Origin of the sequence: uncultured Streptococcus sp., assembly GCF_963536705.1 — a bacterium.
Lineage (GTDB): Bacteria > Bacillota > Bacilli > Lactobacillales > Streptococcaceae > Streptococcus.
In genome coordinates this window covers 1-12393 of the sequence record NZ_CAUTAP010000016.1, presented here as the reverse complement: position 1 = coordinate 12393, position 12393 = coordinate 1, and the positions used below count along the sequence as shown (strand labels likewise).

General features: G+C 42.1%; 12 protein-coding genes and 1 other annotated feature. Of the genes, 11 read left to right on the top strand and 1 reads right to left on the bottom strand.

What is annotated here, in order from left to right; translation table 11 throughout:
* Position 1 precedes the first annotated feature (1 nt).
* The 8 genes from RWX26_RS09140 (at position 2) to RWX26_RS09105 (ending at position 10239) form a co-directional block, all read left to right on the top strand.
* Positions 2-1249 carry a glycosyltransferase family 4 protein gene (locus RWX26_RS09140; protein WP_314581087.1) on the top strand — a complete coding sequence of 416 codons (1248 nt, stop codon included), beginning with the start codon at positions 2-4 and terminating at the stop codon, positions 1247-1249.
* A gap of 113 nt (positions 1250-1362) precedes the next feature.
* Entirely contained in the window at positions 1363-2511 is a 1149-nt protein-coding gene (gene cps2T / locus RWX26_RS09135) for a beta 1-4 rhamnosyltransferase Cps2T (protein WP_314581084.1), read from the top strand.
* A complete protein-coding gene (locus RWX26_RS09130) occupies positions 2508-3443 on the top strand; it encodes a glycosyltransferase family 2 protein (RefSeq protein WP_314581082.1) in 936 nt (311 codons plus the stop codon). The genes cps2T and RWX26_RS09130 overlap by 4 nt, the downstream gene beginning before the upstream one ends.
* A gap of 5 nt (positions 3444-3448) precedes the next feature.
* Positions 3449-4255: an ABC transporter permease gene (locus tag RWX26_RS09125; protein ID WP_149565323.1), complete on the top strand. Its 807-nt coding sequence runs from the start codon at positions 3449-3451 to the stop codon at positions 4253-4255.
* Complete coding sequence (locus RWX26_RS09120) at positions 4255-5460, top strand: ABC transporter ATP-binding protein (RefSeq protein ID WP_002924053.1); 1206 nt, start codon at positions 4255-4257, stop codon at positions 5458-5460. Before RWX26_RS09125 ends, RWX26_RS09120 begins: the two co-directional genes overlap by 1 nt.
* 16 nt (positions 5461-5476) lie before the next feature.
* Positions 5477-7147: a rhamnan synthesis F family protein gene (locus tag RWX26_RS09115; protein WP_314581077.1), complete on the top strand. Its 1671-nt coding sequence runs from the start codon at positions 5477-5479 to the stop codon at positions 7145-7147.
* A 56-nt stretch (positions 7148-7203) separates the two neighbouring features.
* Positions 7204-9672, top strand: coding sequence for an LTA synthase family protein (locus RWX26_RS09110; protein ID WP_314581076.1), 2469 nt, complete (start codon positions 7204-7206; stop codon positions 9670-9672).
* A gap of 78 nt (positions 9673-9750) precedes the next feature.
* A complete protein-coding gene (locus tag RWX26_RS09105) occupies positions 9751-10239 on the top strand; it encodes an EbsA family protein (RefSeq protein ID WP_002900006.1) in 489 nt (162 codons plus the stop codon).
* Here RWX26_RS09105 and RWX26_RS09100 read toward each other — a convergent pair.
* Positions 10236-10433, bottom strand: coding sequence for a ferredoxin (locus tag RWX26_RS09100; RefSeq protein WP_295345912.1), 198 nt, complete (start codon positions 10431-10433; stop codon positions 10236-10238). The genes RWX26_RS09105 and RWX26_RS09100 overlap by 4 nt on opposite strands.
* Before the next feature lie 45 nt (positions 10434-10478).
* On the opposite strand from RWX26_RS09100, the gene RWX26_RS09095 reads away from it, so the two are divergent.
* From RWX26_RS09095 to infC, 3 genes are all read left to right on the top strand, one after another.
* Positions 10479-10916, top strand: a complete 438-nt coding sequence (locus RWX26_RS09095) for an SAG1386/EF1546 family surface-associated protein (protein ID WP_002897255.1) — start codon at positions 10479-10481, stop codon at positions 10914-10916.
* 9 nt (positions 10917-10925) lie between these two features.
* On the top strand, positions 10926-11603 hold the full coding sequence (gene cmk / locus RWX26_RS09090; protein WP_002909356.1) for a (d)CMP kinase: 678 nt from the start codon (positions 10926-10928) through the stop codon (positions 11601-11603).
* Positions 11604-11629: 26 nt separating this feature from the next.
* Positions 11630-11759: a sequence feature (ribosomal protein L20 leader region), on the top strand.
* Positions 11760-11774: 15 nt separating this feature from the next.
* Positions 11775-12305, top strand: coding sequence for a translation initiation factor IF-3 (gene infC, locus RWX26_RS09085; RefSeq protein ID WP_002895037.1), 531 nt, complete (start codon positions 11775-11777; stop codon positions 12303-12305).
* Positions 12306-12393: the final 88 nt, after the last annotated feature.

Here is a 12393-nt window from a genome sequence, read left to right as displayed (position 1 = left end):
TATGAAAAAAAAGATATTATTCATTTCGCCGACTGGAACGTTGGATAATGGAGCTGAAATCTCTATTGTCAATTTGATGGAGTACTTGGTCCAGACGGGCCATCAGGTTATCAATGCGATTCCGGATTATCATGTAGCCGTTCAGCAGGACTATATATCCAGCTTGGCTGCCTTGGCTATTGAGACTATAGCCTTGCCGTCAGTTAAATGGTGGTGGGAGGATGCGCCTGGTGGCCTGCCAGATAGTCCTGAGACTAGAGCTCGGTCATATCAGGATAATACCTCAGCGCTCAGAAAGATACTAACGGAGCGAAAGATTGATTTGGTTATTACCAATACGGTCAATATGTTTCAAGGTGCAGTGGCAGCGGCCTGCGAGGATGTTCCGCATTTCTGGCTGATTCATGAATTTCCTGACGGAGAGTTTGGCTACTATAAGGAAAAGCTAGATTTTATCAGTGATTATTCACAGGAAATATTTGCAGTTAGAGGTGCCTTGCAGAGACAGTTACAGGAGCTGCTGCCAGACAGAAAAGTCTTGTCTTTTGCCCCTTTTACGAAAATTCATCCTACTGATACAGGAGAAAGGGATGGAGCCGAAAGGCGTATTGTGTCAGTCGGACGTTTGACAGAGCGGAAAAATCAATTAGAATTGATAAAAGCCTATAACCAGTTATCTCAGCCAAAACCGCCCTTAGTTCTGATCGGAGCCTGGGATGAGGAGTACAAAAAAAGATGCGATACTTATATCTCTGAACATCAGGTAAAAAATATTAGCTTCCTGGGACACAAGGACAATCCTTGGGCAGAGGTGACGGAAGCAGATCTTGCGGTATTTCCGTCTGCAATGGAAACCTTTGGTTTAGTCTATATTGAAGCGATTATGAATGGCCTTCCGACCATTTTATCGGACAATCCTGGTCATCTATCCGCCTATGAAATCTTTGAAGAAGGCCAGCTGTATTCATCTGGTAATATCGAGGGGTTGGCTGATAAGATAAACCTTGCTTTGGCAAACTTTGAGGGATTAAAAGACCAGTCGGTGGCCAATCTAGGCAAGATTCAAGAGCGCTACACAGTTCAGAGTGTTTACCAAACCTTATTGGATAAGATTGAAAACACTGAAATGTATCAGGCTAATTCCTTGCGTCACGTCAAGTACTTATTGGATACAAATTTACCCTCTCAACCAGCCAGCTCTTTCTTACGCAAAGTGAAAAATAAGCTGCTTTCTGGTAGAAGAGGTTAAAGAAAGAAAAGGACAAGTTCAGCCGCGGCTCTACCTGTCCTTTTTGTATTATACAAACACACTAGAAAGTGGTATAATAGAATGGATTGTAAAATCTTGAATTGAGGGAAATCATGAAACATGTCTTCATCATCGGGAGTCGGGGACTTCCTGCCAAATATGGAGGATTTGAAACCTTTGTCGAGAAATTGACAGAGCATCAAATCTCTTCTCAAATCCAATATCATGTGGCTTGCTTATCAGATGATGAAGCTTTTCATCATTTTGATTACAAGGGGGTAGACTGTTTTACAGTAAATCCACCTAAGCTTGGCCCAGCCCGAGTAATTGCCTATGATATGATGGCTGTCTCCTATGCCCTCAAGTTTGCTAAGAAAGAGCAGATTGAGCAGCCAATTTTTTACATTCTTGGAAATACGATTGGTGCTTTTATCTTTCCCTTTGCTCGTCGTATCCATCGGGCAGGCGGTAAATTCTTTATCAATCCTGACGGGTTGGAGTGGAAGCGGGCCAAGTGGTCTAAGCCAGTTCAAACCTATCTCAAGTATTCTGAGAAGGTTATGACCAAGCACGCAGACTTGGTTATCGCGGACAATCTAGGCATCGAAAGCTATATTCAAAAAGCTTATCCTTGGTCTAAAACGACCTGTATCGCTTATGGAACCGACCTTTATCTGTCCAATCTGACGGAAAACGAAGGCAAGGTCAGGGTCTTCTTTGAAAAGTGGGCCAGTAAGGAAAAAGCTTATTACCTCATTGTCGGACGCTTCGTTCCTGAAAACAACTATGAAACCATCATTCAAGAATTCATGAAATCCAGAACCAAACGTGACTTGCTGATTATCTGCAATCATGAGGGCAATCCCTATTTTGAAGAACTCAAGCAGAAAACAGGCTTTGACCATGATTCTCGCATTAAATTTGCTGGGACGGTCTATGATCAGAATCTACTCAAATATATCCGTAACCATGCTTTTGCGTACATACATGGCCATGAGGTTGGCGGGACTAATCCGGGACTCTTGGAAGCACTGGCTCAGACAGATGCCAATCTGGTGCTGGATGTGGACTTTAACCATAAGGTAGCAAAAGAAACGGCTCTGTACTGGCAAAAAGAACCTGGCCAGCTGGGCCAGCTGATTGACCGAGTAGATACTCAAACAGATTTTACGGAGCTAGGTCAAGCCGCTAAAGAAAATATGAAAGAAAACTACACCTGGGAAAAAATTGTGGGTGAATACGAGGATTTATTTTTATCATGAAAGTGACCATTCTTCTGTCCACCTATAATGGGGAGCAGTTTCTGGCCGAGCAGATTAAGAGTATTCAAGAGCAGACATATAGGGACTGGCAGCTGCTGATTCGTGATGATGGCTCTACGGATGGGACGCGGGCTGTCATCGAAGACTTTTGCTGCAAGGATGACCGCATTGCCTTTATCAATCGGGAAAATCCACAAAATCTAGGTGTCATTCAGAGTTTTCATAGCCTGCTTCAATACCAAGATTCGGATTTCTATCTCTTTAGCGACCAAGATGACGTTTGGCTGCCAGACAAGATTGCCATGCAATTGGCTGAGGCAGACAAGTATGATAGCAGTCAGCCCTTGCTGGTGTATACTGACTTGAAGGTCGTAGATCAAGAGCTACAGGTTGTTCATGAAAGTATGATTCGCACTCAGTCAGATCACGCTAATACAGAACTAGTCCAAGAGTTGACGGAGAATACGGTAACGGGTGGAGTTTCTATGATAAATCGCGCCTTGGCCCAACTCTGGACAGGGAAGGAAGAGCATGAACTGCTCATGCACGATTGGTATCTGGGCTTGCTGGCTGCGGCCTTTGGCAATCTAGTCTATATTGACAAGCCGGGTGAGCTCTATCGCCAGCATTCGAATAATGTGCTAGGAGCTCGAACGCTCAGAAAACGCGTAAAAAACTGGGTTCGTCCCCATGTTCTTTTTGCCAAATATTGGAAATTGATAAAAGACAGTCAGACTCAGGCCAGAAATTTGCTAGTCCTGCCGCTGACTGCTGAAAATAGAGAGTTAATTGAGAACTTTGTGACCATTATGGAGGTGCCTTTCAAGGAGCGCTGGCGCAGGATTCGTCAGTATGGCTATCGTAAAAACCGCACTTTTCATACCCTTGTTTTTACGAGCCTCATTCTCACAAAGTTTGCTTATAAGGAGTAATATTCATGGATTTTTTTAGTAAAAAAAATCGAATTCTTTTGAAAGAATTAATCAAGACGGATTTTAAGTTGCGTTATCAAGGGTCCTTGGTCGGCTATCTCTGGTCGATTTTGAAGCCATTGATGATGTTTACTATCATGTATCTGGTCTTTGTCCGCTTTTTGCGCTTTGATGACGGGACACCTCACTATACAGTAGGGCTTTTGCTGGGGATGGTTTTCTGGTCTTTCTTTACCGAAGCTACTAACATGGGCATGCTTTCCATCGTTTCTCGGGGGGATTTGCTTCGTAAATTAAACTTTCCCAAGCATACCATCGTCATTTCATCGGTTCTTGGAGCGGCAATCAATTTTCTGATTAATCTAGTTGTTGTTTTCCTTTTCGCCCTGATTAATCAGGTGGAATTCGGCTTGCATACGCTAGTGATTATTCCTCTTTTTCTGGAGGTATTGGTTTTGGCAATGGGCTGTGCCCTCATGCTGTCTTCCTTGTTTGTGAAGTATCGGGATATTGGACCGATTTGGGAAGTGGCTCTTCAAGCAGGAATGTACGCCAGCCCTATTATCTACTCTCTGACCTTTCTTTTGCAGCGGAAGCAATTCTTTGTAGCTAAAATTATGATGCTCAATCCGATTGCTCAGATGCTGCAGGATATGCGCCATTTCATCGTTTCTCCTGTCAATGTCAGAGGCTGGGATATTGTGAACAACAAACTAATCGCCCTTATTCCTTATATGATTCCTTTTGTGATATTGGCTCTAGGTTTGTTCTTCTTTAATAAAAATGCTAAGAGATTTGCGGAGATTTTATAATGTCAAATAATATTGCAGTAAAAGTCGACCATGTAAGTAAATTCTTTCGATTGCCTACTGAGGCTACTCAGAGTTTGAGAACCAGTCTGGTCAATCGTTTTAAGGGGATTAAAGGCTACAAAGAACAGCATGTTTTGAAAGATATTTCCTTTGAGGTCGAAAAAGGTGACTTCTACGGGATTGTCGGCCGCAATGGCTCTGGTAAGTCCACCCTCCTTAAAATTATCTCTGAGATTTATATTCCGGAGAAGGGCAAGGTAACTATTGATGGTAAATTGGTTTCCTTTATTGAGCTGGGTGTTGGTTTCAATCCAGAACTAACTGGCCGCGAAAATGTCTATATGAACGGTGCCATGCTGGGATTCTCAACAGAAGAAGTAGACGCCATGTACGATGATATCGTGGAGTTTGCTGAGCTGGGCGAGTTTATGAACCAAAAACTTAAGAATTATTCCAGCGGTATGCAAGTGCGTCTGGCCTTTTCAGTGGCCATCAAGGCTCAGGGTGATATTCTGATTTTGGACGAGGTCTTGGCTGTCGGGGACGAAGCCTTTCAGCGTAAGTGTAATGACTACTTTAAAGATCGTAAGGAATCAGGTAAGACGACCATTCTGGTGACCCATGACATGGGAGCTGTTAAAAAATATTGTAATAAGGCTGTCTTGATTGAAAATGGCTTGGTCAAGGCTATTGGCAATCCAGATGATGTGGCCAACCAGTACAGTCTGGACAATGCGACTGAAACAAAAGCCATGAACGAAGGATTCCAGGTTGAGAATGCAGCAGTCTCTGATTTGAAGGTTAAGCTCTTGCATTCGCCTCAGATTTCACCTGAACAAGAGATTGAATTTGAAATTTCTTATCGGGTTAATCAAGACCTCCCGACTTATGTTTCCTTTTCTCTGACAGATATCGATCGAACTATCTGGCTTTACAATGATAATTCCATGGATCAGCCTACAGAGGGAGCTGGACAGAAGCGCTTGACTTACAAGTGCCATGTGACACAGATAAATAACGCTAAGTTAAAACTGCAGGTTTCAGTGCGGGATCAGGAAGAACAAATTCTAGCCTTTGCAGACTCTCAGAACAACCCAGTTATCTTAGTCAATCGTCAGGATATTAAGGATGACGATGTCTCTGCTAAGGATTCTGCCACTGGCTTAATCCAGCGTAATGGCAGTTGGAAGATTTCTCAATCATAAAGAATAAGGTAGTTTCATGGAACGAATATTACTCTATGTTCATTTCAATAAATGCAATCATATAAGCGGTCATGTCTTCTATCAATTGGAGCAGCTAAAGCCGCTTTTTTCTAAGATTATTTTTATTTCAAATAGTCCTTTGAGCAATGAGGACAAATGCCGGCTGAGAGAAGACTTGGGAATTTCTGACTTGCTTGAGCGGGCTAATCGAGGCTTCGATTTTGCAGCTTGGCGTGATGGCATGAACTGGCTGGGTTTTGACACTTTGCAGAACTCAGACTCTCTGACTCTCATGAACGACACTTGCTTTGGTCCTCTATGGGATTTAGCGCCGATTTATCAGCGCTTTGAAGAGGATCCGCAAGTCGATTTTTGGGGAATGACTAATTTTCGCAAGACCAGGTACTTTGAAGAACACCTGCAGAGCTACTTTATTACCTTTAAGCAGTCAGTTCTTAAAGACAAGGCTTTCCGAGAATTTTGGTCGCAGGTAGAAGATTTTACTGACATTCAAGATGTGATAGACCATTACGAGACCCAGTTTACCAAACGTTTTGTAGAGGCAGGATTCAGATATCAATCTCTCCTTGATACCCGTCAGGAAGAAGCAGGAGAATTGGTTCATCCAGACTTTTCATACTATAAGCCACTTAGGATTTTGGAAGCAAAGGTTCCTTTTCTAAAGGTGAAGGCTCTCGTGGGTAATCCTTTTTTAGCTAGGTATTTGCTGGAAGAACTTGAAAACAACTCATCCTATCCAACTTCGCTTATTAGGGAACACCTTTTCTATCATTTTGGTCCTGACCTTCCTTGTTTGCTACAGGACAAGTATTTGTCTCAGGCAACTTCGAACTATCGGGCTGATCAGCCTGTCCTCCTGCATATTCATGTAACGGATTTTCCTATTTTTCAGCACTATCAGGACAAGCTATTCTCTCTGTCATCTCAGTATCAGTATTTAGTGACTGTAGCGCAGCCAGAAATGCTGAAACAGCTGCAGACAGCGCTGGCACATCTGGGCGATAAAGTTCAGCTTGTCCTAAGTCAGGCATCGCATGCCTGGCTTGCCATGCTAGACCAGAAGGAAATTCTGCAAGACTATGCTTATATCGGCCATCTATCTACTCATCGATTGGTGGAGAATCAGGCAGTTTTTGACCAGACCATGCGCTCTGATTTGATAAATATGATGGTTGATTATGCAGATGCAAGCATAGAAGCGTTGGAGCAGGATTTTGCTGTAGGACTGGTTATTCCAGATTTGCCGCGCCTAGTCAGAGACGGCTTGTTTGAGACAGAACCGCCGCGTCCAAGGCTGGCTGCCGTCTGGCAGGAAGCTGGTTTGCATAAGTCTTTTGACTTTATGACTCCCCCTTCTCTAACGAGAGTCTATGGTGGCTTTGTATGGTTTAAATACTCTGCTTTGGCTAGTTTGTTCCAGATGAAGAGCTTAGAAAGTTTGCTATCCTCTGAGCAGGAATTGTCTGATATTTTAGAGCATTTATTGGTTTATCTAGCTTGGGACAATCATTATGATTTCAAGATTATGCCCTTATCTTCTCTACCCTCTTTACTGGACTGGCAGAGGAAAAAAGCAGAGTTGACCGAGCAAAAAGAAAAATTAAGTCAGAAAAATTTATCTCAAAAGATTAGAAATCGTTTGTCCAATCTTTTAAAGAAAAAGTGAGATTCTTAATTCACAAAAATCTCGCTAGAGAATTTAACTATTTACCAGAAAGAAAAATGAAATTTTTACTCAACCACTATAAGCAGTTCTCATACCTGCTAATTAGTTTTTTACTTCTAGATACCGTCGCTGTTACAACAGTTTTACTATTGGAGGAAGGCGAAGATTTGCGGAATTATCCAGCCTTGTGGTTGGCCTTTCTGATGTTGCTCCCTCTTTTGTTTGGCTTGGGTAAGCTTTTGTCTCAGCTCTTCAGCAAAAGATTCTTCCTATGGTCAGCTATTATTTACGCTCTCTATACAGGATTTTCTTACTTACTGACAGTAACGCAGCACGTCAATGATTTTGAGTTCAAAGCAGAACGGGTTTTCAGCAATCATTTTTGGCAGTTTAACTCCCTGCCTGGCTTGCTTTTGATTTTCTTATTTGCGTATATTTTTATCCATTTTCCAAAGCTTAAAAAACGCTTCCCAGATAAGTTCTTGCAGGTTAATAAGAAAAATAGAGAGGTACTGGAAAATCTTTTTCTATCCCAGCTCTTCCTATTTCTTGCTTTGATGGACGATAAGATGCCGGAATTGCTGCATCACCAAAGCTATTTAGTGAATTTCCTTGAGGAAGGCAAGTTGGATATAACGCAGAATTTTATGCTAACTCTCCTCTGCCTTATCGCACTTATCTTTATCCTGCTTTCTCTCCCCAGCTTTCTAGCTGTTAAGGGATTGCGCGATCTCGCTCAGAATAAAGCCAGTGTTTCTGTTGCTTTTGTGTTGAGTGCAGTGTTTGCCCTTGTCTTTAACTATACAATCCAAAATAGTATCCGAGGAGATGTGATTGTTTTGGATCAGTATCTTTTCACTGGAGCCAGTCTCTTTCAAATCATCGTTTTTTTCATGATTTTTATGGCTCTTTACCTGATTTTCAATCATTTTCTCCTGCCAACCATGCTGATAACAGCGCTAGTAGTGGTTGCTACCATAGCCAGTAGTCTGAAATTTCAGTATCGCCAAGAGCCAATTTTGCCTAGTGATATGGTCTGGCTGAGAAATCCCAAGACTCTCTTTGACTTTCTCGGAGGCAATTACGGATTTTATGCTATCTTGGGACTAGTTGCTTTAGGTACTCTCTACTGGTATTTGCGTAAGAAAATCTTGCCAGGCAAGCTCATTACCGTTCTTAAATACCAACTTCTCTTGCTAGTCCTACCCCTAGTCTTTTTCTTGGGAGTCATGGATATATTTGCTACCAAAAAGAATGGCAAAATAGTAGAGAATATCCCAGTTATTTCGGTCTTAAATAATTTCCATGACCTGACTTGGATGGGAAATACTGTCAATTCACAGCTCCGCTCCCTTTCTTTTGTCTGGTTTTCACAGATGTCGGATACAACCATGATTGAGCCGCGTGGCTATTCTAAGGAAAAGATTCAAGAGATAGAAAAAAAGTATAAGAATCTTGCGGAAGCTATTAACAAAGAACGCCAGAATAAAATCGAAGATCAAACGGTAATTTATCTCCTGAGTGAAAGTTTTTCTGACCCTGCTCGGGTTGATGGCGTTACTATGTCTGAGAATCCAATTCCTTATATTCAGGAAGTTAAAACTCGCACCACCAGTGGACTGATGAAGTCAGACGGCTATGGTGGAGGAACGGCCAACATGGAATTTCAGACCCTGACTGGTTTGCCTTTTTATAATCTGTCTCCGTCTATTTCGGTTCTCTATACTGAAATTGTCCCGAGGATGAATAGATTTCCTTCCATTAGCGATGCTTATTCATCTAAGAATCGGACAGTAATCCATCTGGCCTCCCCTAGCAATTATGCCAGAAATGTCATTTACCAGGATTTGGGATTTGATACCTTTATTCACTATGGTACCAAAGGCCTGAAGGGGGATAATATAGGTGGTAATTACAGCGATAAAACGACTTATAATCAAGTCTTGGAGCATTTGAATGGCAAGCAGGGACAGTTTTTCTCTGTCATGACCATGCAGAACCACATGCCTTGGAGTGAGCCCAATCCTGTCTACATGTCTGCCAGCTATCCTGATTTTAGCAAGGAAGGGAACGAATCTCTTTCCAGCTATGTCAGAATGCTTTACCATACGGATCAGGCGACCAAGGAGTTTTTGGAGAAGCTTTCAAAGGTAGATAAAAAGGTAACGGTCGTCTTTTATGGCGATCATCTGCCTGGTCTCTATCCTCAGTCAGCCTTTAAAGAAGTTCCAGAAAGCCAATATCTGACAGATTATTTCGTTTGGAGTAATTATGAAACTCCTAAACTCGATTATCCAAGAGTCAATTCTAGCGATTTCTCCGCTCTCTTACTGGAGCAGACAAATTCCAAAGTATCACCTTACTATGCTTTATTAACAGAAGTATTGCATAAAGCCAGTGTAGATAAAAAGGAATTGGACGAAGAAGCTCAAGAAATAGCAGATGATTTGAAACTGATTGAGTATGATATGGTCAGAGGCAAGGGCTACTTGTCTGATAGCTTCTTTAAGACAGCAAAATCATAAATAAAAAATAGAATAGGCAAGTCTACCTGTTCTATTTTTTCTTAATTTATGCTAAACTAGTAGTATGGGGGTGTGAGCATGATAAAGATTTTCGGTAAGGTTCGCTATCACTGGCAGCCAGATGTAGCTATCCTGATAATATATTGGTCTTTATCGGTCATTCCGATTTTTGTTGGCCTGGCTTTGATGTATGAAAGCTCACGAGTGCCAACTCTTGTTCTGTTTTCTTTCTTCTTATTCATGGTTTTGCTGGGAATGGGAGTTCATCGTTATTTTACCATTTATGATGATGGAACCTTGCGAATTATCACAGCCAATCCCTTTACTCCGATAAAGGTCAAGATTTCAGATATTGAAAAAGTCGAAGTGACTAAGACGTCAATTACCTTATATTTTAAAGGGCAGAACCGCAGCCGGAGTTTTTGTATGCGCAAGTGGCCTAAGAAATATTTTGTCAATGCCCTGGCCCTTAATGAGCATTTTAAGGGTGAGGTAGAATTAGTAGATAATTTTACCCATATTGACTATTTTGAAGCTTACTATGGCAGTCAGTCCAAAAAATCCTAGTCTTTCAAAAGAGCTCGGGTTGGGCAGTTTTTGATGGCTTCCACGACATCGGGATCCTCAGCGATTTCCTTTTCTAGGAGCTGGTCGTCCTGGTAAAATTTGACGATGCCATTGTCATGATAGTCAAAAAGATCTGAGTAGGTTTGACAAAGCCCACAGGCAATGCACCGTTCGGGAATGAGTGTTACTTTCATACCCATATTGTAATAAGATTTTAAGAAAAACTCAAGGAGGAAGTCATGGAAAAAGAACCATGGGAAGAAGATGTATACGATAACGGAGAAGATAAGTTGAAACGAACTAAGAAATTTAGCGCCTTGAATGCAGACCGCTTGTTGACCATTTTAACCATTATTTTCTGTATTTTAGTGGTTGCGGTGGTGTGCTTCCTGACCTATCTGTCTACTGGAGGAAGTAATAGACAAACTCAAATGGAAGGTTTCTACGGCACTTCAGCAGCAAGTTCCAGCAGTGAAGCGTCTTCTACAGCGGAGCAGCCAGCGGCAAATACTACAGAATCCTCTGAAGGAACTCTGACTGTCCAGCCTGGCGAAGGAGAGGCAGCTATTGCAGCGCGTGCAGGTATTTCTATTGCCAAGCTGGAACAGCTTAACCCTTCTCATATGTCTACTGGTTCTTGGTATGCCAATCCAGGTGACGTTGTGAAGATTGAGTAGGAGCCAGCTATGAAACAGATTCAAATTGCGATTGACGGTCCTGCTTCCAGTGGAAAATCGACCGTTGCCAAGATTATTGCTAAGGATTTTGGCTATACTTATTTAGATACAGGAGCCATGTACCGGGCTGCAACCTATCTGGCTCTGCGGCATCATCTGACAGAAGCAGATGCCACTGAAATTGTAGACTTGCTCAATAATCATTCGGTCAGTTTTGGTCGAGCGGAAGATGGCGAGCAGCTAGTCTTTGTTGGCGACGTGGATGTGACTCACCCGATTCGGGAAAATGAAGTTACCAATAATGTTTCCTGGGTATCTGCCATTCCTCAAGTCCGTGAGAAACTGGTGGCCTTGCAGCAGCAAATTGCAGCTCAGGGAGGGATTGTCATGGATGGCCGTGATATTGGAACGGTTGTCTTGCCTCAGGCTGAGCTCAAGATTTATCTGGTAGCCTCGGTTGATGAAAGAGCTGAGCGCCGATATAAGGAAAATCTATCAAAAGGAATTCCAGCTGATTTGGAGAAACTGAAAGAAGAAATTGCAGAGCGGGATTATAAGGATAGTCACCGTGAGGTTTCGCCATTGAGACCGGCAGACGATGCCATTCATTTTGATACCACGGGTGTTGGCATTTCTGAAGTTGTTGCATTTATCGAAGAAAAAGCGAAAAAAATCATTGACAAATAAAATGAAACTTGGTATGATAGTAGAGTTGAGAAAAGCAGAAGTGAGAGCTTCTCGCCTTGCGACTAACGTTGTCTGGCTCTACGGATTAAGTTTCAGAAATGAAATACTATCATGTAGTGCGGTCTTGCGTTAGCAAGTCCGCTCTTGTTTTTCTCTAAAAATAAAAAAGAGGTGAAAACCATAGCAAAACAAGACTTATTCATCAATGATGAAATTCGTGTGCGTGAAGTTCGCTTGATCGGTCTTGACGGCGAACAATTAGGTATTAAACCACTGAGCGAAGCGCAGTCTCTTGCGGATGAAGCAAATGTCGATTTGGTCCTGATTCAGCCACAAGCTAAACCACCTGTTGCAAAAATTATGGACTACGGTAAGTTCAAATTTGAGTACCAGAAAAAACAAAAAGAACAACGCAAGAAACAAAGTGTTGTTACTGTGAAAGAAGTTCGTCTCAGCCCAACTATTGACAAGGGAGACTTTGACACTAAACTTCGCAACGCACGCAAATTCCTTGAAAAAGGAAATAAAATAAAGGTATCTATCCGCTTCAAAGGCCGGATGATTACCCACAAAGAAATCGGGGCTAAAGTTTTAGCAGATTTTGCTGAAGCGACTCAAGATGTTGCTATTATTGAGCAAAAGCCTAAGATGGATGGACGTCAGATGTTCATGCAGATGGCGCCAATTCCTGACAAAAAATAGATTGTCAGAAAGATAGAAAAAGGAGAAAACATTATGCCAAAACAAAAAACACACCGCGCATCAGCTAAACGTTTCAAACGTACAGGTT